Here is a 22,435-nt window from a genome sequence, read left to right on the forward strand (position 1 = left end):
CGGCCTCACTTCAATGCGCCGGCGGTCAGGCCGCTGACGATGCGTTTCTGGAGGAAGATGAAGACGATGAGCACGGGGGTCACATACAGGGCGGAGTAGGCCATGACCCCGGTCCAGTCGCTGGCGTTCGGGCCCATGAAGCCCTGCAGCCCCACGGTCGCGGTCTGCAGCGGCTCCTGCGCGATCAGCGAGCGGGCATAGACATACTCGCCGAAGGACTGGAGGAAGACGAGCACGGAGGAGATCAGGATGCCGTTTCGCGCCAGCGGCAGCGCGATCAGGAAGAAGGCGCCGACGCGCGAGTTTCCATCGACCAGCGAGGCCTCCTCCAGCTCGCGCGGCACCTGCACGAAGCTCGCCCGGCACAGGACGATGTAGAGCGGCAGAACCTTGGCCGCCTGGGCCAGGATTACGGCCAGCCGGGGCGTGGCGAGAAGGCCGAACTGGCTGAAGGCGACGAAGATGGGCGTGACCATCAGCGAGGAGGGCAGCGCCTGCATCATGAGGATGGCGAAGAGCGAGACCTCCACCAGACGCCCGTGCAGCCGGGCCAGAGCATAGGCGCAGCCCGTACCGAACAGGATCACCACGACCGTCGTGCCGCTCGCCACCAGAAGCGAGTTCCAGATGTAGCGGCCGACATTGGTCGTCTCCAGAACCCGCAGCACGTTCCATTGCGGATCGCTGGGCCAGAAGGTCGGCGGAGAGAGGAAGATTTCCGTGCCGCCTTTGAAAGCGGTGATATACATCCAGTAGAGCGGGAAGAGATAAAGCGCGGTGATCGTCATGCCGATCACGCAGAGGATCTTGCGTTTCACGTCTTGCCCCTCGGTTAGAACGATTGTTCGTGGCGGGTCGAGCGCGTGTAGAGCGCAGCGACGAGGATCACGAAGCTCATCATCAGCACCGCCACGGTGCTGCCGAGCGAGATTTCGTAGGTCTGGAAGGACAGCTGCCAGGACCAGTACTGCGCGACGTTGGAACTGTTGGACGGGCCGCCCTGCGTCAACGCCGCCACGAGGTCGAACTGCTGCAGCGTGAAGATCGTGCCGAGCGAGATCACCGCGCCGAGCGGCGCGCGCATCAGCGGCAGCGTGATGGAGACGAAGCGGCGGACCGGCCCCGCCCCGTCGAGATCGGCGGCCTCGTAGATGTCGCGCGGGATGGCGGCCAGCCCGACGGACAGGAGAAGCATGTTGAAGGGCACGCCCAGCCAGATATTGGCGATGACGATGGCATAGAGCGCAACGGAGGGGTCGGAGAGCCAGAAGATGCGCCCGTCGATCGCCCCGACCGACTGGAGAAAGGCGTTGAGGACGCCGTAGTCGCCCGCGAAGATCCATTTCCAGATGGCGCCGACGACGAGGGCGGGCATGATCCAGCCGGCCAGAAACAGCCCGCGCATGGTGGAGGCGCCGGGAAAATCCTGCGCGAAGAAAAGCGCCAGCGCGAAGCCGATCGTCAGCTGGAAGAGAACCGACAGAACCACGAAGATCGCCGTGTTGAGAAGAACGGTGCGGGCCAGCGGACGCGACAGGATGTCGGCATAGTTCATCAGTCCGACGAAGGGGCGGTCGAACGAGGCCAGCGTGAACAGGTCGACGCTCTGGAACGACATCACGACCGTGTAGATGATCGGAAAGAGCGAGAAGACCGCGAGATAGGCGAGCGCCAGTCCGACCAGGAGCCGGTCGAAGCCCGCTCCGTCCCGCAGGCTGCCGAGAAACCCGTTCATGGGCAAGCTCTCCTGTTGATAAAAGGCCTAACAAACCCGCCGCGCGGCGGATGGTCGAGGCGTTTTCGTTCGGGACGATATGTCGGCATCCTGGGTCAGGACCCGGCGGGGTCGGGTGCCCCGGGCTTTTGCCCTGCCATATCGGCGGAAAGGCTTGAGCCGGACCTGAGCTGCGCTTCTTTTGGGGAGCCAGCATCCCTCGCCCATTCTCCGCCCCGCCCGTCTTGTCAGGGTTCTGAAGCGCGACGAGGGGCCGATGCGCGTCCGCAGCAGCGGCGTCAGCGGACAGACCCTGTCGGCCGACCCGGCAGGGGTCCGTCCCGCGCTTTGAGGTGAGCAGGCGGCCCCGCAAAAGAGGAAACCGCCTGCCGTCTTGCCTCAGCGGGCGAGGATCGCGTCGATCGAGGCTTGGGCGCCGTCGAGCGCCGCCTGCGGGGTGGACTGGCCGGTGAGCGAGGCCTGCACGGCGGTGTAGATCGCCTTGGAGATCTGCGGCCATTGCGGGCTCGGGCCGCGCGTGCGCGCGTATTTCATGCTTTCCTCGAAGACGGCGTAGATCGCCGGCTGCTTGGGGTTCGTCACCTCGACCTTGGACGCCGGCAGGTAGCCGAATTCGTTCCAGACGCGGGGCATCTGGCTGACCATGTATTCCAGGAAGCGGAAGGCCTCGGCCTGGTGGGCGCTGCCCTTGAGGATGACGTTGTCGCCCTCGCCGAGCGCGGAGGCGCGTTCCGCGCCATCCTTGGGAATAGGCAGGAGCGCGGCGCGGTAGTCGAACTTGGCGTCCTTGGCCATGCGGGGCAATTCCCAAGGGCCGGAGATCACCATGGCCGCGTTGCCGGCGTTGAACGTAGCGGTGGAATCGTATTGGCTGCGGATCAGCGTGTCGGGCGAGGCCAGCTTTTCGGCCAGCAGCTTGCCCCAGAAGTCGAGCACTTCGACGCCCGCCGGTCCGTTCACCTTGTCGAAGCTGCCGCCGGCCATCTGGAGCCAGGGCAGGAACTGGAACGTGCCCTCTTCCGAGCCGACCGCCGAGAAGGCGAGGCCGTAGACGTTCTTGGCCGGATCGCTCAGCGCCTTGGCGGCGGCGTGGAGTTCGTCCCAGGTCCGGGGCGGCTTGTCCGGGTCGAGGCCCTTGGCCTTGAACATATCGGCATTGTAGTAGAGCGCGAGCGTGTTGGCGCCGCGCGGAATGCCGTAGATCCCATCCTTGTAGGTCGCGGCCGCGCGCGGGCCGGGATAGATGTCGTCGAGCTTCACGATCTTTGAGCCGTCGATCATGGGCTTGAGGTCGGCCAGAACGCCCTTGGAGGCCAGCAGCGCGATGTCGGGGTTGTCGATATAGGTGACGTCCGGCGCGCTGCCGGTCGCCACCGCCCGCGCGAGGTCGTTCACTACGTCGGGGAACTGGACCACTTTCACGTTGATGCGGATGTCCGGGTTGGCCTTCTCGAACTCGCGGGCCATGGTCTCGTGATAGTCTTGCGGATTGACGGTCCAGACTTCGAGCGTCACGGGCTCGGCCCGCGCGGCGAGCGTCGAGACCATCAAGGCTCCAAGAGCCAAGATTGCGGACAGGCGTTTCATCGGGTTCCTCCTCTATTGACGGTTTCGGGCGGCGCAGTTGGCTCCGCGCTCACGTGTTTTGAACCTACCTCACGCACCGGCCGCAGCGCAGACCCGAGCGGCCGGTGCGTCGATTTTCAGTTGGGGACGACCGTGCCGCCTCGGCACTGCTTGAGATAATTCAAGCCGTGCACCTGGCCGGTCATCTCCAGCGCGTCGCAATAGACCGGGTCGTGCCAGCCTTCGATGTCGATCGAGCCGGACCAGCCGGCCAGGCGCAGTTCGGAAATGACGTCGGTCCAGTTCGTGTCGCCGAAGCCGGGCGTGCGCATGAAGACGGCGGGCAGCTTGCCGTAGATGCCGTGCTCGCGGATCACGTCCCAGCGGATGGTCGCGTCCTTGCCATGAACGTGGAAAATCTTCGGCGCCCATTTGCGGATCTGCGGAATGGGGTCGATGAGATAGACCATCTGGTGGCAGGGCTCCCATTCGAGCCCGAGATTGTCCTCCGGAACCGCATCGAACATCAGCTCCCAGGCGTCCGGCGTGTGGGCAATGTTCCAATCGCCGCTCGCCCAGTTGCCGTCCATCGCGCAGTTCTCGAAGGCAAGACGCACGCCCCGGTCGGCGGCGCGGCGCGACAGCTCGCTCCAGACCTCGCGGAAGCGCGGCAGACTGGCCTCGATCGGCTGCCCGCGCAGACGGCCGGTGAAGCCGGCGATCGTCGTCGCGCCGAAGAGATGCGCGTTGTCGATCAGCGCTTCCCAACCGCGCAGGGTGGCGACGTCGAGCTCGCCCTCCTCCAGCGGATTGCCGAACATGCCGAGCGTCGAGATCGTCACGTCCCGGTCGCCGATCGCCTCGCGCAGCTCCCCCGCCAGACGCGGCAGATCCTTGTTCATCACCTGCCAGAAAAACGGCTCGATGCTCTCGAACCCGTGCGGGAGGATACGCCGCACGGCGGCGGCGGGGTCGGGATCGTTGGCCTTGACCATCGTGCCGATGCGGATGTTGCTCATGGGTGCGGCCATCGGGCCCTCCGTCTAAACTGAAATCGCGACGCGCTGGCCGGTCTCGGCGCTTTGGATCGCGCCGTGGACCATGGCGAGCGTCTGAATGTTGGACGAGCCGTCCGTCTCCGCCGGGCGCCCGTTGGCGATCGCCTCGAGAAAATCCCGCATGACGCCGGCGTGACCGCCGACGCGCACGTCCGGCCCAAGCGGCGGAACGACGAGCGACCGCGTCGTCTCGAACAGCCCGTCCCGGTGTTCGGGATCGGCCACTTCGGCCTCGATGCGCTCGGCGCCGTCCCAGGTCAGCGTGCCCAGCGTTCCCACGATGCGCCATTCGGCTTCCCAAGGCGTCGCGCGGCCCCGCGCGCACCAGGAGCCCCGGTAGGAAAAGAGGGCGCCCGATTCCATGCGGAACAAGGCCGCCGCGCTGGAGCCCTGCCGATACCAGGAGGATGCCGGCTCCCATTCCTCGGCATAGACGCTGACGGCGTTTTCGCCGGTGAGAAAGCGCGCCGCGTCGAACGTGTGGACCGCCATGTCGAGCAGGAGGACATGCGCCATCTCCTCGCGGAAGCCGCCGAAGCGCGGCGCGAGGAAGAAGTCGCAATGGGTGCTCGTCACCTCGCCGATCGCCCCGTTCGCCAGGAAGTCGCGAATGCGGCGAACGGGTTCGAGATAGCGGCGATTCTGGATCACGACATGATGGCGGCCGGCGCGGCGGGCGGCATCGACCAACGACCGGGCTTCGTCCAGCGTCTCGGCCATCGGCTTTTCCGAGAGGACATGGCAGCCGCTCTCCAGCGCCGCGCGGACGATGGCGGAACGCGCGGAAGGAACGGCGATGTCGAAGACGATGTCGGCCCGGCTCTCGCGCAGGGCCTTTGCGAAGTCGGTGAAGGCGCGCGCATCACCCAAGTCATGGCGGGCGAGGCAATCCTCCGCGCGCTTCAGGTCGAGATCGACCAAAGCGACGATTTCGAGATCAGAGCGCGCCGCAGCCGCCTCGAACCAGACATGGCTCATGGCTCCGCACCCCACGACGATGACGCGGTGCATAGTTCCTCCCTCCCTCAACGTCCGGCCCTTTCCGGGCACGACCTCTAGGGTCCGTAAACGTTTCCGGTTCATAGAATGGGAGGGAGAGGGTCTTGTCAAGTCGTCCTCTTCCCTCACCTCCCGTGAGCCGTGTACGAGTGGACCGATGCGTATCCAAGAGCTTGCCAAGCACCTCAACATCTCGATCGGCACGGTGTCGCGGGCCCTGAACGGGAAGCCCGACGTCAACCCCGAAACCCGGAAACGGGTGATGGAGGCCGCGCGCGCGCTCGGCTATCAGCCGAACCAATCCGGCCGCAGCCTGCGCAAGGGGAGCACCGGCATCGTGGCCTTCGTGACCGAGGTCGGACCTCAGACGTCGGACGAGAACGCCGCCTTCTTCATGATGCTGCACCAGGGCGTTCAGTCCGTGACGGCGCCGGCGGGCCTCGACTATCTCGTGCTCATGTGCCCCGACGACGGCGACCGGGCGGCGTTCATGAACCGCATCGTCGGCCGCAAGCTGGCGGACGGATTCATCCTGTCGGCCACCAAGCGCACCGATCCGCGCATCGAAATCCTGGAAACGCGGGGCATTCCCTTCGTCTCGCTCGGGCGCAGCCTGTCCGGCCGCGCCTACGACTGGATCGACCTCGACTTCCACGGACTGGCAGCCTCGTCCGTGCGGCTTCTGGCGGCCGCCGGCCACAAGCGAATCGCCATCACCGTGCCGATGGACGACGCCAATCTGGGCGCGATCTATCTCGATGGCTATCGGCAGGCGCTGACTGAGAGCGGCCTGCCCTTCGATGAGCAACTGGTGATCCCCGCGCCGGTGCATGGCGGCGGCGGCCACGTCGCGGCCCAGGCGCTCATGGCTCTCGACCCGAGGCCGACGGCGATCCTGCTCGTCAACGACCTGATGGCCGAAGGCCTTTATGCGACCCTGCGCGAAGGCGGGCTGGAGCCCGGCCGCGACATCGGCGTGGTCGGCCACCGGGCCATTCAGCAGAACGCTCATTTGAAGCCCGCGCTCACCAGCTTTCGCATGTCGGTCTTCGAACTGGGTCAGGCCCTCGGCTCGCGCCTCCTTCTGCAACTGCCCTCCGTAGGCCGGCGAGCCGATACGTTCCGCGACCATCTCTGGCCCTTCGAAATGGTGGTCGGAGAAAGCCACGGGTAAAACGGCGCGTCGGGGATCGGCCGCCTTCGGCAGTGAAGCGCTTGCGCGGGGCCTCGACCTCCGCGCCTTTCCGCTGCATAGGAGAGCCACGGCCTTCCGCCCGAAAATGATGCGAGTTTCCGATCGATGACCGCGACCCTTCTCTTCGACATGGACGGCACGATCGTCGAGACCGATCATCTGCACTTCCAGGCCATGAAGAGCGTGTTCCTGCCCTATGGCGTCGATCTCGACTGGGAAACGTATCGAACGCGCATCATTGGCGTCGCCAATACGGCCACGGCGGCCAACTTCCTGCCGAGCCTCTCGGTCGCGGAAGGCGCCGCGGTGCTGGACGCCAAGGAGGCAGCCTACCGCGAGATGGTGACCGAGCTCGAAGCCGCGTCCGGCCTCCTGCCCCTTCTCGACTGGGCCGACAGCGAGGGCATTCCCTGCGCGGTCGTGACCAACGCGCCCCGTGCCAATGCCGAGCTCGTGCTCAAGGCCCTGCGTCTCACCGATCGCTTCGCCTGTCTGGTGATCGGTGACGAGCTGGCGAACGCCAAGCCGCATCCCCTTCCCTACCTAACGGCGATCGAGATCCTGGGCGGAGACCCCCAGCGCTCCGTCGCTTTCGAGGATTCGCCGGCGGGCGCCAAATCAGCCTTCGCGGCGGGTGTCGGCGTCGTCGGGCTCTTGACTTCGGTCGAGCCTGACGTGCTGCGCGCTGCTGGCGCCAGTGTGGTCGCGCGAAATTTCAACAATCAGGAAGTCCTGACATTTGTGCGGGAGCGAACGGGCGCGGGTCAGACCTCGCGGCAGGCCTCCGAGCTTCGCGCCTGAACCCGTAGGAGCGCTTCCCCGCCACGCGGCGTTGATGGAGGTGACGATCGCAGTCTCGGGGAGTGAAGCGGCTCGGATTTTCTGAACAGAGCGTCCGACCCGACATCTTCAGTCGGATGGTTCGCATCGCCAACGGCTGCGCGCTACAGACCGCTCGACATGAAAACGCCTTCGCCGGGGGCGGACCGGCCGAGGCGAAAGATTGAAACCGTTAGCGCGTCGGCTGGCGGGCGATCGGCGAGATGTCCGCGCGGGCGATGCGGAGATCGGCGAATTCCCGCTGCGAGAGACGGTTCAGTTCGTTGGCCGTGCGGCGATACTGGCGCCAAATGCGCAGGGAGCGAGCGAGGCGCATGAGGGCTTCTTTGCGGGTCCGCACTCTCGTTGTCGTAGCCGGGGCGTTCAAGGCTCTTTGATACCCGGCCCTACGCTTCGATAGCATCTGGCAACGCCGCACCGCCGCGATCGAGCCGATCCGGGCGCAGATCGAAAGCCGCGAGCAGACCCTCAACGAGCCTTTGAGGGCCCTGGGGAACCGGCGGGCCATAAAGGCGGCCTTCGACGAAATCGGCCCGTCGCGGCAGGCTCGCTCCCTACTCTATCTCGATCTCGACGGCTTCAAACAAGTGAACGACCGGCTGGGGAATGGAGCGGGCGACACGCTTCTGCAGACCGTCGGCCAGCGCTTGCGGGAGACAGTGGGGCCGGCAGGCACGATCTGCGGCCTCGGCGGAGACGAGGTTCTGGTTCTCGTGCGGCACGCCGACTTTGACGAGGTCAGAAACCTCGGCGCCTGGATCATCGTCGCGCCTTCGAAGCCCGTCGAGATCGACATGGGCAGTCTGGCGCATGTCGGCGTCAGCGTGGGCGCAGCGCTCGATCGCGACGGGACAGCCCTTCTGAGCGATCTGATGAGGCAATCGAACCGGGCGCTCTACGTGGTCAAGACCTACGGCAAAGGAGCGTCCTCGTCTGGCGTGGGAGCGATCCCGCACAAAGCAGCAACGTGGCCTGAGGTCGGATCGACCGTCGCCGGAAGATGGCGTCGATCAAGGTCCGGCGGCTCCGCTCGGGTGTCCGGGTCGAAGCCGTGGGTCGTGAGACTTGCCTTCTTGCCCGACATGCTCCCAACGTGTCTCAAGAATTTGAGGACGGACACGACATGGCAAGGCTGCGCAGCGGTTCACGGATGGCAGGCGGCCCGATGGGCTTTCTGGTGTCGATCGACACCAAGATCGCAGGCGACATCACCCTGCCGCCGGATCGGTATCTTGGAACGGTCGCCTGGAAGGAAACCGCGACCCGCACGGGCTTCGAGCGATCCAAGAAGCGCTACAAGATCGAACTCGCGGCCGAAGACGTGCTGCGCTGGGGCGGCGCTCCTGTAACCGGTGGGCCTTCCTGCCTCATCGACATAACCGCCGAGGTGGCAGCGGGCGAAATCCAGACGCTGTGACGGCCGGAGGACTTGGTAGGGGAGGCTGCTTGGAATCTGCGATTGTTCCCCAAACGAGCTTTTTCCCAAGCGACGTGTCTTCTGGCTGATCTCGATGCAGCCGGGCTCGGCCATGCCGCTTATGGCGCTCTCCAATGGCCGCTCATGGCCACCATGCCGAGCAGTTTCAGCGTGTTGCCGAAATAGTCCTCGTCCGCGAGATCCGTCTCGACCGTATCGGACCAGATCGCGTCGAGCCAGGCTTGATCGCCCGGCTCGAGCATGGCGGCGACGCCGAGCATCGGCACGAAGGCCATCGAATTCGTCCCGTGCCCGGAATAGGGCGAGCCGTCGAGCTTGTAGGTATCGGCAAAAGCGCTCGGCCTGCCTCTTGTGGCCGAACGCGCCCAGGCCGTCAGCGGCGCGAGGGCGGCCTTGGCGCGAGGCTCGGCGTAGAGCAGATAGTCCAGCGCGATGCGCCAGGGATAGCGGCCCGAGTTCCAGGCGTAGTCGCCGTCGTTGTCGCCCTCCAGAAAGCCGGACGGCGCTGGCTTGGGGCGGCTCGGCATGTCCACGATGAAGTCGGGCATCAGCCCCGTGCGCGGCGCGTAGCGCGAACCGACCGTTCGGATCGTGTCGTAGATCCGGTCGCGGATGCGCAGCCAGCGCCGCTCGCCGGTGGCGTCGGCGAAGGCCTTGAAGTGCGAAACCATGAAGTCCGAGGCACGCGTCGTGGCCGAATAGGCACCGTCCTCCCCCGTCTTGGCCCAGTCGCCGATCAGGAGCACGTCGCCCTTCACCTCGTGAGCCAGAATGGCGGCCAGGACCTTGCGCGCCTCCGCCCCATAGTCGAACGCCCCGCCGCGCCCCCATTTCTTCTCCGCCAGAAGCAGGGCATAGGCGATGTCGAGATCGCCATCGGTGGCCGAATTGCCGCCGCCCACTTTCGACGCGTCGGAGCAGTCGGCCACTTGGTTCCAGGCCATCAGGCCCGGGTCGGAGGTTGCGGGATGATCATGGAAATATCGCACCATGCCGTCGAAGACGACTCTCGCCTCTGGGTCCACGTCGGCCATCATGACGGTCAGGAGCATGCCGTAGCCATGCGCTTCCGAAACGGTGATCGTTCCTGCCTGCGTTCCGCCGCCGACGCGTTTGCCATCGGCGTCGACCTTGACGAGATAACGCCCCTCGCCGCAGGCCTGCACGACATAGAGGTTCTTCCACGCCCGGTAGAAGTCGCGAAGCGCCTCGTCCCGATCACTCGCCGAGGGGAAGATCGCCGCACCGCGATAGGGCGCGGCAGCGGCCGGAAGCGGGGCCGAGGCAACGAGGCCGACGGCCAGCGCCCAAGCGATCGTGATGGGAGTGCGGACCATTTCACCCTCTGCCTGCCTGCGCCGATCAGAGCACAATGGCCCGCCCTTCCATAGAGTGCGACCCGCCTTTACCTCTTGCGACAACTGAGGCTGCCTCGACGTATAGCCAGCAAATGGTCATTCTCCGAGGGCGGCGCGGCCGATAAACTGGCACCGGCACGCATACCGACTAGAGCACCCGATGTCCCTTCTGCGGCTCGATCATGTTCAACTGGCGATGCCAGCGGGCGGAGAGGATCGGGCCGCCGCCTTCTACGCTGATACGCTCGGCATCTCTCAGGTTCCGAAGCCTGCGCACTTGGCGGCAAGGGGCGGATGCTGGTTCGAGAAGGACGATCTCAAAATCCACCTGGGCGTCGAGACGCCGTTTCACCCCGCACGAAAAGCCCACCCGGCCTTTCTCGTTTCTGATCTGGCGGCGCTTTGCGCGCGACTCGAAGCGCGGGGCTACCGTGTGGTCGAAGACCAACCCTTGGAAGGCTATGAACGCCGTTACGTCGACGATCCGTTCGGAAATCGGATCGAACTGATGGAAGAGCACGCTGTGTAGGCGCAGCCGACCGTTCAATTCATTCGAGAGTCCGTGGGCACCGTTCGATGACGAACACCTCTCCCTTCGTTAACAATTGACATGAGGTATATACGTTCCATATATGTTTCGTATATCATCAAGGAGTGGACATGGGTCTCGTGAAAATCGATGACGACCTGCATGAGCAGGTCAGGCGCGCCAGCACCGTGATGTGCCGTTCCATCAATGCGCAGGCCGAGTTCTGGATGAAGATCGGGATGCTGGCGCAAGCCAATCCCACTTTGGCCTTCAACGACATCGTCAAGGCGCAGCTCAATGCGGCGGATGTGCGCCTCGCGCCCGCTGCGGCGGCCTGACGGTTTCATGGACAGCGGATCATCAGGCAAAGCGATCGTGAGCTTTCAGGACGAGATCGCGGCCTTCTTCGCCAGCTATGTCGATGCGTTCGCCCGCCGCGACGCCGATGCGTTGAGCGAGCTTTGGGAGCCGGTGGGACTGTTCCCGTCGCCGGGCGGCAACTTCGCGATGCCGAGGGAAGCGTTTCGTGATCATTGCGTGACGTTGATGGACTTCTATCGCCAACAGGGCGTCGTGCGGCCGGTGGGCGAACTCTTGTCCGCGAGCGAACTTTTCCCGAACGTCGCGCAGGCGCGCATGGCGTACCGGATGGAAGGCGAAGCCGGCGCGCTTATCGCCGAGTGGGAGCATGTCTACATCCTGCGCCGGAGCGACCGCTGGCGGATCTCGCTGACGATCGCCGACGGTGAAATGGCGGCATGGACCGCGCGAGGCGTGCAACTCTGAAATCGCGACCTCGGCGACGGGTGGGAGGCAGCCCGCATTATCGCGGCTCCGCTCGCTCGATCTTTCCCATCAGCGAACAGCCGAGCAAGATCGACTAACGAACGCCTGTTTCCGACGCGAAGAAGTCGAGCGCCACGCGCATTCCGGCGGGGATCGAGCCCATGTGGTCACCCGCAACCACGCGGTGTTCGGCGCGAAGACCGGCGGCGCGAGCCCGAGCGACCGCGAGGTCGATCGATCGGCTCGAGCGCGTTTCCCCGTCGCCATGCGACATCAGGACCGGGCAGCGGAAACCGGAGGCGAAGCACACGGCCGAGCGCATCTCCAACTCCCTTGGGTCGGACAGGTCGAACGGCGCCTCGTCGGCAAAACGCTGGAAGAAGACGCGTGTGTCGGGCGAGGGGGAGAGCGCCGCCGCGCCTCGAAAGTCGCCGCTGAGCGCGGCGAGAAGCGTCAGCGTGCCGCCGACGCTGTGGCCGCTGACGAAGACGCGCTCGGGGTCGACGCCCGGTCGGGCGCGCAGCGCCTCGGCTGCGGCGAGCACGTCGTCGGTCTCGTCGTAGAAGGCCGAGAAGTCGCCGGGCTGCCCGTTCTCGCCGCGCAGGGTCGGCATCAGGGCGTGGAAGCCCGCCGCAACATAGGGCGCGACCAGATCCTGCCAGTGGCCGTGCCAGATCGCGTTGCCGCCATGGAGCACGAGGACGGCGGGCTTCAGGGCGGCGGCGTCGCCCGGGGGGCTTGCCCAGGCGACGAGGTCGCGCCCCCCTGAGCGGTAGCGCAGCGCCTCCGCCCCCTCCGGCGCGGTCAAAGGATCGCCCTGGTCGGGCGCGGGTCCGCGCCGCAGAAGGTTGGTTCGGAAGGCCGCCCGCGCCGCACGGTAGTCGCTGCCGAGAAGCGGCGGCTCGGGCAGGGGCGCGGATTCCGGTGTCTGGGCCAGGATGGGGCGCGCGGCGAAGGGCGCGACGGCGAGCGCTGCAAGAACGGCGCGGCGGTGGAGAAGCATGGGCGGACTCCGCTGAACGGCTACATCTCCCACCGCGCGCTCGGCTCGCGGCGGTTTCGTGGCGGGACGCCGGAAGGCGGGACAAAACCGGCAGGGCATGGCTGGCGCGTTCCTGCTCGATCAAGGCGCCGCTAATGGTCAACCCATGCCGCCGACATCCCGTCAGCTTCGCGGCGTGCGAACCAAGCAGATCACCCCCTATTCTTTGCACGCTCCGATCCGCCCCCATCGCTTTTCCGCTGCCCGAAGGCGAGACGCGTGGCGCCGGCGCGTTGTATGTCTCTTCGACTGGCCGATTCCTCCGAAGGCGTTCCGACGAATGGCATCCTCCCCCTCTCCCGCCGATCTTCTCGCCTTCGCCGAAAGCTTGGCCGATGCCGCGCGCCCGATCGCGCTCGCCCATTTTCGAACGGCGCTCGATATCGTCTCCAAAGCCGACGAAACCCCGGTGACCGTCGCCGACCGGGCGATCGAAGCCGAGCTTCGCGCGCGGATCGAGGCGCGCTTTCCCGAGCACGGCATTTTCGGCGAGGAGATGGGCGTCAAGCGGGGAAGCGGCCCGACCTGGGTGATCGACCCGATCGACGGCACCAAGAGCTTCGTCACCGGCCTGCCCTTGTTCGGCACGCTGATCGCGATGTTGGAGGGGGGCCGCCCCGTGCTGGGGCTCATCGACATGCCGGCGCTGGGCGAGCGCTGGACCGGCAGCGCCGCCGGCGCTTTCCTGAACGGGCGACCGGCGCGGACCAGCGCCTGCCGCGCCGTGAAGGACGCCCGCTTCTTCACGACCTCGCCCGAGCCGTTCCGGGGCGCGGACGAGGCGATCTATCGGCGGTTCGTGGAGGGAACGGCGATCCGGCGTTTCGGCGGCGACTGCTACGCCTATGGTTTGCTGGCGTCCGGCCATTGCGACCTGATTGCCGAATGCGGGCTGCAGCCCTACGACTACATGGCGCTGGTACCGGTGATCGAGGCGGCGGGCGGGGTCGTGACCGACTGGTCGGGCGCGGCGCTGACGCTCGGCTCGGACGGGCGCGTTCTGGCGGCCGCGACGCCCGCGCTTCATGCCGAGGCGCTGTGTCTCGTCGCGGGTTGAGGTGAGGGAGACGGCGCGGGCATGGCCTATTCGACCACGATCGGGGGAACGCGCTTCGGCTTCGAGGACCTTCGCACGCTGATGGCGCGTGCGACGCCCGAGCGCTCCGGCGACCAGCTGGCCGGCATCGCCGCCTCCGGCCCGGTGGAGCGCATCGCGGCGCAGATGGCGCTGGCCGACCTGCCTCTGAAGACTTTCCTCGAACAGGAGCTCATCCCGTCCGAAACGGACGAGGTGTCGGATCTCATCGCCCGGCAGCACGATGCGGCGGCCTTCGCGCCGGTCTCGTCGCTGACGGTCGGCGCGTTTCGCGAATGGCTCCTGTCGCCGGCGGCCGATGCGGCGGCGCTGGAAACGCTGACCTATGGGCTGACGCCCGAAATGGTGGCGGCGGTGTCGAAGATCTGCCGGATGCAGGATCTCGTCGCGATCGCGGCCAAGCGGCCGGTAGTCACGCGCTTTCGCTCCACGATCGGCCTGCCCGGCCACCTGTCGACCCGCAACCAGCCCAACCACCCGACCGACGCGACGGACGGCATTCTCGTCTCGGCGCTGGACGGGTTGCTGATGGGATCGGGCGACGCGGTGATCGGCGTCAACCCGGCCACCGACACGCTTCCGGACTACGTCCGCATCGTGGAGCTCCTGGAGACGCTGCGCCTCAAGCTTGGCGTGCCGACGCAGCATTGCTGCCTCGGCCATGTCACCGTAGCGATCGAGGCCATGGCGCGCGGCGCGCCGGTGGATCTCGTGTTCCAGTCCGTCGCCGGCTCGCAGAAGGCCAACCAGGGCTTCGGCGTCGATCTGGCCCTGCTGCGCGAGGCCTATGATGTGGGACGCGCGCTCGGCCGCTGCCCGGCCGGCGGGCAGTTCATGTATTTCGAAACCGGCCAGGGCTCGGCCCTGTCGGCCGAGGCGCATTTCGGCGTCGATCAGCAGACCATGGAAACGCGGGCCTATGCCGTCGCGCGCGAATTCGACCCGCTTCTGGTCAACACCGTGGTCGGTTTCATCGGGCCGGAATATCTGTTCAACGGCAAGCAGATCATCCGCGCCGGGCTAGAGGATCATTTCTGCGGCAAGCTGCTCGGCCTGCCGATGGGCGTCGACGTCTGCTACACCAACCATGCCGATGCCGACGGCGAGGACATGGACATGCTGCTGACGATGCTTTGCGCGGCGGGCGTCAACTTCGTCATCACCGTGCCGGGCGCCGACGACATCATGCTGAACTACCAGTCGCTCAGCCACCACGACGCGGTCTATGCGCGCGAGACCTTGAAGCGCCCTCCGGCGCCCGAGTTCGAGCGCTGGCTGCGCGAGACCCGCATTCTGAATGCCGAGGGGCGCCTCGCCTCGGATGGCACCGGCGCCCTGCCCGCGCCCTTTCTCGACGCCTCCCGGCTTCTGGAAGGGCGAGCGGCATGAGCGGGCGGGACGGGGACGCCCCCAAGCCTTTGCCAACACAGGACACAAGGCCGCGCTCGCTGCGCGATCTGGCGGGGCTGACGCAGGCGCGCATCGCGCTCGGCGCGCATGGCTCGGGCGTTCCGACCGGAGCGGCCTTGCGCTTCAATCTCGACCACGCCCGGGCGCGCGAGGCGGTCTGGACGGCGATGGACGCCGGGGCACTGGCCGCCGCAATGGCGGCGCAGGGGCTCGCCTCGCTGGAAGTATGGTCCAACGCCGCTAATCGCGCCGACTATCTGCGACGCCCCGATCTCGGCCGCACGCTCTCGTCCGGGTCGGCCGATGCGCTGCGGGCCGCGCGGGGCGAGGCGCCGGGCTTCGATCTGGCAATCGTCGTGGCCGACGGGCTTTCGGCCACCGCCGTCGCGCTCAACGCCGCGCCGCTGGCCGGGGCGCTGGCTGAGCGCGCGGCGCGCCTCGGCTGGCGCTTGGCGCCGGTCGTCATCGCCCATCAGGGCCGCGTCGCCTTGGGCGATCCCGTGGGCGCGATGCTGGGCGCGCGCTGCGTCGCGCTTCTGGTGGGCGAGCGGCCGGGCCTTTCGGCGGCCGATAGTCTGGGCTGCTATCTCACCTTCGCGCCCGAACCGGGCCTGCCGGACTCGCGGCGCAACTGCCTGTCCAACATCCGCGAGGGCGGGCTGGGCATCGACGCGGCGGCCGACCAGATCATGGCGTTGCTCGCCCTGATGCGGGCGCAGACGACAAGCGGCGTCGCACTGCGCCGCACGGACGAGGCGGCCGCGATCGAGCGGCGCGGCGGCGAACTCGCCTGACAGCCCGGCAGGCTGCCATCTCGAAGAAGGGACGAGGAGGTGGCAATGGGTCATCTCTTTGAGCGCGCAATCGGCCGAAAGAGGTCAGGTCAACGGAGCCGACGGCGCGCGCCTTCGCCGGTCATCCCCATCGGGGCCACAGGCATCTTTCGTACGCGCGCTTCAGGCAAACGGCGGCACATCCGCTTCCGGCGATGAATCCTGAATGCGGAACGCACGTCAGTTCCCGCGTCCGTGCCATCAAGCCGGCGCATAACTTGACAAGTTTGATCCAGATTTCGTAGCCACGCCCGATCCCTCGCCTCCAATCCCGGGCCCGCTTCATGACCAGACTTTGCACCAGCCTGATCCTGTCCGCCTGTCTGGCGCTCGCGATGGGAGGATTCGGCGCGTCCGTCTGGGCGGCCCCCATCACCGTTCCGCACGCGCAGGGCGAGACGGTGCTGCCCGGTGTGCCGGCAAAGGTCATGGTGACGGACTGGGCGGCGTTCGACAATCTCGAGGCGCTGGGCGTCCCGGTCTCCGGCGTGCCGGCCGCCGCGACCCCGCCCTATCTCGCCAGGCGGATCGGCGCCGACGCCCAGCGCATCGGGTCGTTGCAGGAGCCCGACATGGAGGCCATTGCCGCCGCCGAGCCGGATCTCGTGATCGTCGCCTCGCGCTCGCGCACGGCCTTGCCCACCCTTTCCCAGATCGCGCCCACCCTCGACATGAGCGTCGACAATGCCGATCTCGCCGGCGGCGTGAAGGCGAGTTTGCAGACCTATGGCCGCGTCTTCGGCCGCGAGGCGCGGGCGGGCGAGCTGGTGGCGGCGCTGGACGAGAGGATCGCGCAGGCGCGCGCGGCCATGGCGGGCAAGGGAACCGGCCTCGTCCTCGTGGTGAATGGCGGGCGGCTCGGCGTCTACGGGCCGGGTTCGCGGGTCGCCTGGATCTACGATGCGCTGGGCGTTCCCTCCGTGCTCGGAGACGTCAGTGATCGCGACCATGGCGGCGACGCGGTGTCCTTCGAATATCTCCTGGAGCGCAATCCCGACTGGCTCTTCGTGGTGGATCGGGACGCCGGCATCGGCAACGAGGGAACCGCGCGCCAGGTGCTGGACAACGAGTTGATCCATGGCACGAAATTCTGGGGCAAGAACCAGATCGTCTTTCTCGACCCGGCCGCCGCCTATGTCACCATGCATGGCTATTCCGGGCTGATGCTGATGCTCGACCAGATCATCGCGCGTGCCCGCGACGCGTCCTGAACCCCTCGTGCCGCCGTCCGATCCGTCGCGGCGATGGCTTGGGGGCGCGCCGCGCCTTTGGCTCGCCTGCGCCCTTCTTCTGACGCTCGCGCTGGCGATCCTCAGCCTGTTCGTCGGCGTCGGCACGGTGACGCCGAGCCGTCTTTGGTCCGGCGGCGAGGGGGACCAGGCGCTGCAACTGCTTCTCGTCAGTCGCATTCCGCGCACGCTCGCCATTCTGCTGGCCGGGGCTTCGCTCGCCATCGCCGGGCTGGTGATGCAGACCATCGTGCGAAACCGCTTCGTGGAGCCGTCCACCGCAGGCACGACGGAATCCGCCTCGCTCGGCTTTCTCGCGGTCACGCTGCTGGCGCCGGGCTGGCCGGTCATGGCCAAGATGGGCGTCGGCGCCCTCTTCGCCTTTGCCGGCACGGCGCTGTTTCTTCGCATCCTGCGTTTCGTGCCGCTGCGCGACGCCATGCTGGTGCCACTCGTCGGCCTCATGCTGGGCGGGGTCATCGGCGCGGTGACGAGTTTCCTCGCCTATCGCTTCGGCCTCCTCCCTTCTCTTCTCGCCTGGACGATGGGGGATTTTTCCGGCGTCCTGCGCGGGCGCTACGAGCTGCTCTGGCTGGGCCTCGTCGCCGCGCTTCTGGCCTATGGCATGGCCGACCGCTTCACCGTCGCCGGAATGGGGCGGGATGTCGCGACAAGTCTCGGCCTGTCGCATGAAAGCGTGGTGACGCTCGGCCTCGCGCTGGTCTCCACCATCGCCGCCGTCACGCTGGTTTCGGTGGGCGCGATCCCGTTTCTTGGCCTCGTCGTGCCCAATCTCGTCAGCCTTCTCGTGGGCGACAACATGCGCGTCACCGTGCCCTGGGTGGCCGTGCTCGGCGCGCTTTTCGTCTTGGTCTGCGACATTCTCGGGCGCGTCCTTCGCTACCCCTACGAGATCCCGATCGGCACCATGGTCGGGCTGGTGGGCAGCGCGGTGTTTCTCGTCCTGATCCTGCGCGGGCGCCATGCGTGAGAAGGCGATGCGTGAAAGCGCGGTGATGAACCGGCCGCGCTGGGTGCTTCTCGTGCTCGTGCTCCTCGCGCTTGGTAGCGCCACCCTGTTCCTGACGCTCGGCGCGCGCGGCGGCTGGGGCTTCGTTCTCGCCTTTCGCGGCGGTCGCCTCCTGGCGCTGGCCACCGTCGCCTTTGCCGTCGCCGTGTCCACCATCCTGTTTCAGACGGTCACCGAGAACCGCATCCTCACCCCATCCGTCATGGGGTTCGACGCGCTTTTCGTGCTGGTGCAGACCGCGCTCGTCTTCGCGCTCGGCCAGGGCGCGCTGGTTTCGCTGGGTCCGATCCCGCGCTTCGCGGTGAACGTCGCGGTCATGACCGGCTTCTCACTGCTTCTGTTCCGATGGCTCTTCCTCAGAGAGACGCACAGCCTGCACCGGCTGGTGCTGGTCGGCATCGTTCTCGGCATCCTGTTCCGATCGCTGTCGAACTTCCTTCAGCGCATTCTCGATCCGAATGCCTTCCAAGTGCTGCAGGACACGCTGTTCGCCAGCTTCTCGCGCGCCGACGTCGGCCTTCTCGGCGTCTCGCTCGTGCTCATCGCGGCGGCTTCGCTCGTGCTCCTGCGCATCGGCCATCGCTTCGACGTGCTGACGCTCGGGCGCTCGCACGCGATCAGCCTGGGGCTCGACCATCACCGCACGGTGATGACCATCCTCCTTTGCGTGTCCGTTCTGGTGGCGGTCTCGACCGCCCTTGTCGGCCCCGTCACGTTCTTCGGGCTCTTGGTGGCGAGCCTCGCGCGGGCGTTGGTGGGCGACAGCCGGCATCGCTTCGTGCTGCCCGCCGCCGTGCTTCTGGCGATCGTGACGCTGGTCGGCGGCCAGACGATCCTGGAGCGCGTCTTCCGCTTCGACACCGCGCTTTCCATCATCGTGGAGTTTTTGGGCGGCCTCGTCTTTCTCGTTCTCGTGCTGCGGGGAGCCGCCCGATGATCCAAACGCTCGGCGTGACCAAGCGCTATGGCGAGACGCTGGTGGTGGACGACGTGACGCTCACCATCCCCAAGGGCGGCCTCACCTCCATCATCGGGCCGAACGGCGCGGGCAAGTCGACGCTTCTGTCGATGATCGCCCGGCTGGTCGGGCTCGACGCGGGCGAGATCCATGTCGGCGGGCTGGACGTCGCGACGACACCCGGCTCAGTCATGGCGCGCCATCTCGCCATCCTGCGGCAGGACAACCACCTGACCGCGCGGCTCACGGTGCGCGATCTCGTCGCCTTCGGGCGCTATCCCTATTCGCGCGGGCGTCCGACGCCGGAGGATCGGGCGCATGTCGATCGCGCGCTCGGCTATCTCAATCTCGGCGATCTCGCCCATCGCTTTCTGGACGAGTTGTCCGGCGGCCAGCGCCAGCGCGCCTTCGTCGCCATGGCGCTCTGCCAGGACACGGACTACGTCCTTCTGGACGAGCCCCTGAACAATCTCGACATGCGCCATGCCGCCGGCATGATGGGCCTTTGGCGGCGGGCCTGCGACGAGCTCGGAAAGACCGTGGTGATCGTGCTCCACGACATCAACTTCGCCTCCTGGCATTCCGACCACATCGTCGCGATGCGAGGCGGGCGCGTCTGCCGGCAGGGCAGGCCGGAGACGATCATCCAGGCGGCCGCCTTGCGCGAGATCTACGACATGGACATCGCCGTCCACGAGATCGCCGGGCGCCGGGTCTGCCTTTTCTACGAATAGAAGAGCGTACCGAACCGTGTTGCGGTTCTGCCGAGCACCCTCGCCGAGCCTCGGCGTGTCTTGCATAAGCTGTGGCGACAGACGACATCCGTCCCATTACTAAGGTCGACTTAAGTACATCGATAACCCGATTGTGATTTGCTGTGGCACATCTGCAAAACATGAGTATGATTCTCATGTTTTAGAGACGTTCTTCGTTGAGGCCGGGCACTTGGGATCGCTAGACCCGACGCGATCCTGTTTCGTGGGCATGCCAGCCCACCCGTCCCGGAGACCCCAGTATGCCACCGCGCTCGTTCGCCCCGTCCTCCCTCGTCCTCGTGAGCGTCTCGCTCCTCGCGCTCATGGCAGGTCCCGCTTCCGCTCAGGAAGCGCGGCGCGCGGCCGGCAACGGCGCGGCAAACACCGTGACGCTCGACACGGTCGTGGTGGAGAGCTCGGGCGCCTCGGGTCAGCCGCCCGCCACCGGCACGCTCGGCCAGCCGCCCGCGCCCTATGCCGGCGGGCAGGTGGCGACCGGCGCTCGGCTCGGCGCGCTCGGCAATCGCGACGTTCTCACAACGCCCTTCAGCGTCACCAGCTTCACCGAGAAGCTGATCCGCGACCAGCAGGCCCGCACCATCGCGGACGTCGTGTCGAACGACCCGTCCGTGCGCAACGACGCGCCGGCCTTCAGCGAGCGTGACAGCTTCTTCATTCGCGGCTTCTCGGTGGTCAATCTCGACACCGCCTATGACGGGCTCTTCTATCTCGCCAATCCGCGCCGCTCGTTCCTGGAAGGCATCGAGCGCGTCGAAGTCCTCAAAGGCCCGTCGGCGCTTCTGAACGGCGGCGTCGGCCGCGTCGGCGGCACGATCAACCTCGTGCCCAAGCGCGCCACGGATCAGCCCATCACAAGGCTGACCACGACCTATGTCGGCGACAGCCAGGTCTGGCCGCAGTTCGACCTCGGCCGCCGCTACGGGCCGAACGGCGAATGGGGTGTGCGCGTCAACGGCTCCTATCGCGCCGGCGACACGCCGCTGGACGGCAACGAGAACGAGGTCACCGTCGGCGCGCTGGGTGCGGACTATCGCGGCGAGCGCGTGCGCGCCTCGATCGATCTCAACCATTCCGACCAGAAGATCGACGCGCCGACCTCGCTCTTCAACGCCGCCGCGCCCGGCATCGTCATCCCGAGCGCGCCGGACGGGCGGATCAACACCGCGAACGGTTTCGAGTTCATCGATTCCACCTACAACATGGCGGCCGGACGGGTGGAGTTCGACCTGTTCGACGAAACGACGATCTACGCCGCCGGCGGCATCAGCCGCTATCGCGAGGACTTCCTCACCTCGTCCTACACGATCGGCGATTCGCGCATCCGCAACCCGCGCCCCGGCGATGCGCAGGTCGATTTCGGCTTCAACCCGCAGGAGATCGAGGGCCGCTCCGGCGAGATCGGCCTGCGCTCGCGGTTCGACACGGGCCCCGTCGGGCATCAGCTCAACGTCTCGGCCTCCAGCGCGCGCAACGAGAACCATCGCGGCGAGTTCAACCCGCGCAACCTGCGCTTCCCCACCTACACCACCAACATCTACGACCCGACGCCCTTCCGAGGCACCCGGCCGAACCTTACCGGCCTTCCCACCGCCAGCAATCTCATTCCCTTCGCCGATGTGCTCGCCAACAGCCTGTCGCTGTCCGACACCTTGTCCTTCGCCGAGGACCGCTTTCAGCTGACGCTGGGCGGGCGATACCAGGAAATCCGCTCGCGCGGCTTCAACACGCGGCCCGGCATTCCCAGCGCTCCGGTCGGCGCGCGGAATTATCTCTACGAGGATTCCCGCCTCAGCCCAGCGGTCGGCGCGCTGGTGCGCCTCACCGATCATTTCTCCGTCTACGGCAACTATATCGAGTCGTTGAACGAAGGTCCGACCGCGCCTTCCACGGCCCTCAACGCCAACGAGATCTTCGCGCCGATCGTCGCCAAGCAGAAGGAAGTCGGCGTCAAATACGATTTCGGCACGTTCGGGCTCACCACCTCGCTGTTCGAGATCGAGTTGCCCAGCGGTTTCACCAACCCCGCCTCGCGCCTCTTCTCGGTGGACGGGCTGCAGACCAATCGCGGCGTCGAGTTCACGATGTTCGGCGAGGTGAGCGACAATCTGCGCCTTCTCGGCGGTGTCACCTTCATCGAGGCGGAGCTGACGCGCACGGCCGGGGGCCGCTTCGACGGCAACACCGTGCCGGGCGTGCCCAAGACCGCGTTCAACCTCTACGGCGAATACGACCTGCCCTGGATCACGCCGGGGCTCACCGCCACGGGCCGCGTGGTCTACAGCAGCGGCACGCGCTACGACCAGGCCAACACGCAGCGCGTGGACGACTGGACGCGGGTCGATCTCGGCGCGCGCTACGCCTTCACCGGCCCTTACGACAAGCCGGTGGAGCTGAAGGCGCAGGTCGAGAACGTCTTCAACGAAAACTACTGGGCCTCCTCCGCCCGCGGCTTCCTCGCCGCCGGCGCGCCCCGCACCGTCCTCGTCTCGGCCTCCTTCGAGTTCTGAGCGCCGAAACGACGCCCTCGCAGGCGGGCGGCGGCGGAACCGAACGGGGA

General features: G+C 66.8%; 22 protein-coding genes and 1 pseudogene. 15 read left to right on the plus strand and 8 right to left on the minus strand.

Going from position 1 to position 22,435, the window contains the following annotated elements:
• Positions 1–5: 5 nt before the first annotated feature.
• From AUL32_RS18385 to AUL32_RS18405, 5 genes are all read right to left on the minus strand, one after another.
• Positions 6–788, minus strand: a complete 783-nt coding sequence (locus AUL32_RS18385) for a carbohydrate ABC transporter permease (RefSeq protein ID WP_062118374.1) — start codon at positions 786–788, stop codon at positions 6–8.
• A gap of 44 nt (positions 789–832) precedes the next feature.
• Positions 833–1,735 (minus strand): carbohydrate ABC transporter permease, encoded by a 903-nt coding sequence (locus AUL32_RS18390; RefSeq protein ID WP_062118207.1) that lies wholly within the window; start codon positions 1,733–1,735, stop codon positions 833–835.
• 378 nt (positions 1,736–2,113) lie between these two features.
• A complete protein-coding gene (locus AUL32_RS18395) occupies positions 2,114–3,322 on the minus strand; it encodes an ABC transporter substrate-binding protein (protein WP_061978552.1) in 1,209 nt (402 codons plus the stop codon).
• A 116-nt stretch (positions 3,323–3,438) separates the two neighbouring features.
• On the minus strand, positions 3,439–4,332 hold the full coding sequence (locus AUL32_RS18400) for a sugar phosphate isomerase/epimerase family protein (RefSeq protein WP_062118210.1): 894 nt from the start codon (positions 4,330–4,332) through the stop codon (positions 3,439–3,441).
• 12 nt (positions 4,333–4,344) lie between these two features.
• On the minus strand, positions 4,345–5,370 hold the full coding sequence (locus AUL32_RS18405; protein ID WP_062118213.1) for a Gfo/Idh/MocA family protein: 1,026 nt from the start codon (positions 5,368–5,370) through the stop codon (positions 4,345–4,347).
• Positions 5,371–5,515: 145 nt separating this feature from the next.
• Between AUL32_RS18405 and AUL32_RS18410 the strand changes: the two genes are divergently transcribed.
• The gene (locus AUL32_RS18410) at positions 5,516–6,532 is read left to right on the plus strand and encodes a LacI family DNA-binding transcriptional regulator (protein ID WP_062118215.1); all 1,017 of its coding nucleotides are present in this window, start codon (positions 5,516–5,518) and stop codon (positions 6,530–6,532) included.
• Positions 6,533–6,658: 126 nt separating this feature from the next.
• A complete protein-coding gene (locus AUL32_RS18415) occupies positions 6,659–7,354 on the plus strand; it encodes an HAD family hydrolase (RefSeq protein WP_062118218.1) in 696 nt (231 codons plus the stop codon).
• Between the two features lie 211 nt (positions 7,355–7,565).
• Here AUL32_RS18415 and AUL32_RS24640 read toward each other — a convergent pair whose 3' ends face one another.
• Complete coding sequence (locus tag AUL32_RS24640; protein WP_082659814.1) at positions 7,566–7,709, minus strand: DUF1127 domain-containing protein; 144 nt, start codon at positions 7,707–7,709, stop codon at positions 7,566–7,568.
• A 163-nt stretch (positions 7,710–7,872) separates the two neighbouring features.
• Here AUL32_RS24640 and AUL32_RS26465 point away from each other — a divergent pair.
• Together AUL32_RS26465 and AUL32_RS26300 are read left to right on the plus strand one after the other, a co-directional pair.
• Positions 7,873–8,259, plus strand: a pseudogene (locus tag AUL32_RS26465) (GGDEF domain-containing protein); the annotation flags it as partial.
• Positions 8,260–8,393: 134 nt separating this feature from the next.
• Positions 8,394–8,810 carry a hypothetical protein gene (locus tag AUL32_RS26300; protein ID WP_280137590.1) on the plus strand — a complete coding sequence of 139 codons (417 nt, stop codon included), beginning with the start codon at positions 8,394–8,396 and terminating at the stop codon, positions 8,808–8,810.
• Between the two features lie 119 nt (positions 8,811–8,929).
• On the opposite strand, the gene AUL32_RS18430 is transcribed toward AUL32_RS26300, so the two are convergent.
• Positions 8,930–10,168, minus strand: a complete 1,239-nt coding sequence (locus tag AUL32_RS18430) for a glycosyl hydrolase family 8 (RefSeq protein ID WP_062118224.1) — start codon at positions 10,166–10,168, stop codon at positions 8,930–8,932.
• 181 nt (positions 10,169–10,349) lie between these two features.
• Here AUL32_RS18430 and AUL32_RS24650 point away from each other — a divergent pair, with 181 nt between their 5' ends.
• The 3 genes from AUL32_RS24650 to AUL32_RS18445 all read left to right on the plus strand — a co-directional run bounded on the left by AUL32_RS24650 (position 10,350) and on the right by AUL32_RS18445 (position 11,504).
• Complete coding sequence (locus tag AUL32_RS24650; protein WP_082659818.1) at positions 10,350–10,718, plus strand: VOC family protein; 369 nt, start codon at positions 10,350–10,352, stop codon at positions 10,716–10,718.
• Positions 10,719–10,849: 131 nt separating this feature from the next.
• Positions 10,850–11,056 (plus strand): ParD-like family protein, encoded by a 207-nt coding sequence (locus AUL32_RS18440; RefSeq protein WP_062118230.1) that lies wholly within the window; start codon positions 10,850–10,852, stop codon positions 11,054–11,056.
• 7 nt (positions 11,057–11,063) lie between these two features.
• Positions 11,064–11,504 (plus strand): hypothetical protein, encoded by a 441-nt coding sequence (locus tag AUL32_RS18445; RefSeq protein WP_244497965.1) that lies wholly within the window; start codon positions 11,064–11,066, stop codon positions 11,502–11,504.
• A 94-nt stretch (positions 11,505–11,598) separates the two neighbouring features.
• On the opposite strand, the gene AUL32_RS18450 is transcribed toward AUL32_RS18445, so the two are convergent.
• Complete coding sequence (locus AUL32_RS18450) at positions 11,599–12,507, minus strand: alpha/beta hydrolase family protein (RefSeq protein WP_062118233.1); 909 nt, start codon at positions 12,505–12,507, stop codon at positions 11,599–11,601.
• Positions 12,508–12,826: 319 nt separating this feature from the next.
• Between AUL32_RS18450 and AUL32_RS18455 the strand changes: the two genes are divergently transcribed.
• The 8 genes from AUL32_RS18455 (at position 12,827) to AUL32_RS18490 (ending at position 22,385) form a co-directional block, all read left to right on the plus strand.
• A complete protein-coding gene (locus AUL32_RS18455; protein ID WP_062118236.1) occupies positions 12,827–13,603 on the plus strand; it encodes an inositol monophosphatase family protein in 777 nt (258 codons plus the stop codon).
• 21 nt (positions 13,604–13,624) lie between these two features.
• Positions 13,625–15,031, plus strand: coding sequence for an ethanolamine ammonia-lyase subunit EutB (locus tag AUL32_RS18460; protein WP_062118239.1), 1,407 nt, complete (start codon positions 13,625–13,627; stop codon positions 15,029–15,031).
• The gene (eutC, locus tag AUL32_RS18465) at positions 15,028–15,846 is read left to right on the plus strand and encodes an ethanolamine ammonia-lyase subunit EutC (RefSeq protein ID WP_082659820.1); all 819 of its coding nucleotides are present in this window, start codon (positions 15,028–15,030) and stop codon (positions 15,844–15,846) included. The genes AUL32_RS18460 and eutC overlap by 4 nt, the downstream gene beginning before the upstream one ends.
• 323 nt (positions 15,847–16,169) lie before the next feature.
• Positions 16,170–17,096 (plus strand): siderophore ABC transporter substrate-binding protein, encoded by a 927-nt coding sequence (locus AUL32_RS18470; protein WP_062118242.1) that lies wholly within the window; start codon positions 16,170–16,172, stop codon positions 17,094–17,096.
• A gap of 7 nt (positions 17,097–17,103) precedes the next feature.
• A complete protein-coding gene (locus AUL32_RS18475; RefSeq protein WP_062118245.1) occupies positions 17,104–18,105 on the plus strand; it encodes an ABC transporter permease in 1,002 nt (333 codons plus the stop codon).
• A gap of 7 nt (positions 18,106–18,112) precedes the next feature.
• Entirely contained in the window at positions 18,113–19,081 is a 969-nt protein-coding gene (locus tag AUL32_RS18480; protein WP_062118247.1) for an iron chelate uptake ABC transporter family permease subunit, read from the plus strand.
• The gene (locus AUL32_RS18485; RefSeq protein ID WP_062118250.1) at positions 19,078–19,836 is read left to right on the plus strand and encodes an iron ABC transporter ATP-binding protein; all 759 of its coding nucleotides are present in this window, start codon (positions 19,078–19,080) and stop codon (positions 19,834–19,836) included. Before AUL32_RS18480 ends, AUL32_RS18485 begins: the two co-directional genes overlap by 4 nt.
• Positions 19,837–20,117: 281 nt before the next feature.
• Positions 20,118–22,385: a TonB-dependent receptor gene (locus AUL32_RS18490; protein ID WP_082659822.1), complete on the plus strand. Its 2,268-nt coding sequence runs from the start codon at positions 20,118–20,120 to the stop codon at positions 22,383–22,385.
• Positions 22,386–22,435: the final 50 nt, after the last annotated feature.

The sequence above is a fragment of the Aureimonas sp. AU40 genome (genome assembly GCF_001463785.1).
In the GTDB taxonomy this organism is placed as follows: Bacteria; Pseudomonadota; Alphaproteobacteria; order Rhizobiales; family Rhizobiaceae; genus Aureimonas.

Excerpts from the sequence above, each read along its gene's own strand:
- AUL32_RS26300 (WP_280137590.1), top strand. The coding sequence starts at position 8,394 with ATGGCGTCGATCAAGGTCCGGCGGCTCCGCTCGGGTGTCCGGGTCGAA.
- AUL32_RS18400 (WP_062118210.1), bottom strand. The coding sequence starts at position 4,332 with ATGGCCGCACCCATGAGCAACATCCGCATCGGCACGATGGTCAAGGCC.
- AUL32_RS18390 (WP_062118207.1), bottom strand. The coding sequence starts at position 1,735 with ATGAACGGGTTTCTCGGCAGCCTGCGGGACGGAGCGGGCTTCGACCGG.
- AUL32_RS24640 (WP_082659814.1), bottom strand. The coding sequence starts at position 7,709 with ATGCGCCTCGCTCGCTCCCTGCGCATTTGGCGCCAGTATCGCCGCACG.
- AUL32_RS18430 (WP_062118224.1), bottom strand. The coding sequence starts at position 10,168 with ATGGTCCGCACTCCCATCACGATCGCTTGGGCGCTGGCCGTCGGCCTC.
- AUL32_RS18450 (WP_062118233.1), bottom strand. The coding sequence starts at position 12,507 with ATGCTTCTCCACCGCCGCGCCGTTCTTGCAGCGCTCGCCGTCGCGCCC.
- AUL32_RS18395 (WP_061978552.1), bottom strand. The coding sequence starts at position 3,322 with ATGAAACGCCTGTCCGCAATCTTGGCTCTTGGAGCCTTGATGGTCTCG.
- AUL32_RS18485 (WP_062118250.1), top strand. The coding sequence starts at position 19,078 with ATGATCCAAACGCTCGGCGTGACCAAGCGCTATGGCGAGACGCTGGTG.
- AUL32_RS18440 (WP_062118230.1), top strand. The coding sequence starts at position 10,850 with ATGGGTCTCGTGAAAATCGATGACGACCTGCATGAGCAGGTCAGGCGC.
- AUL32_RS24650 (WP_082659818.1), top strand. The coding sequence starts at position 10,350 with ATGTCCCTTCTGCGGCTCGATCATGTTCAACTGGCGATGCCAGCGGGC.
- AUL32_RS18445 (WP_244497965.1), top strand. The coding sequence starts at position 11,064 with ATGGACAGCGGATCATCAGGCAAAGCGATCGTGAGCTTTCAGGACGAG.
- AUL32_RS18415 (WP_062118218.1), top strand. The coding sequence starts at position 6,659 with ATGACCGCGACCCTTCTCTTCGACATGGACGGCACGATCGTCGAGACC.
- AUL32_RS18470 (WP_062118242.1), top strand. The coding sequence starts at position 16,170 with ATGACCAGACTTTGCACCAGCCTGATCCTGTCCGCCTGTCTGGCGCTC.
- eutC (WP_082659820.1), top strand. The coding sequence starts at position 15,028 with ATGAGCGGGCGGGACGGGGACGCCCCCAAGCCTTTGCCAACACAGGAC.
- AUL32_RS18490 (WP_082659822.1), top strand. The coding sequence starts at position 20,118 with ATGCCACCGCGCTCGTTCGCCCCGTCCTCCCTCGTCCTCGTGAGCGTC.
- AUL32_RS18385 (WP_062118374.1), bottom strand. The coding sequence starts at position 788 with ATGACGATCACCGCGCTTTATCTCTTCCCGCTCTACTGGATGTATATC.
- AUL32_RS18410 (WP_062118215.1), top strand. The coding sequence starts at position 5,516 with ATGCGTATCCAAGAGCTTGCCAAGCACCTCAACATCTCGATCGGCACG.
- AUL32_RS18460 (WP_062118239.1), top strand. The coding sequence starts at position 13,625 with ATGGCCTATTCGACCACGATCGGGGGAACGCGCTTCGGCTTCGAGGAC.
- AUL32_RS18480 (WP_062118247.1), top strand. The coding sequence starts at position 18,113 with ATGCGTGAAAGCGCGGTGATGAACCGGCCGCGCTGGGTGCTTCTCGTG.
- AUL32_RS18405 (WP_062118213.1), bottom strand. The coding sequence starts at position 5,370 with ATGCACCGCGTCATCGTCGTGGGGTGCGGAGCCATGAGCCATGTCTGG.
- AUL32_RS18455 (WP_062118236.1), top strand. The coding sequence starts at position 12,827 with ATGGCATCCTCCCCCTCTCCCGCCGATCTTCTCGCCTTCGCCGAAAGC.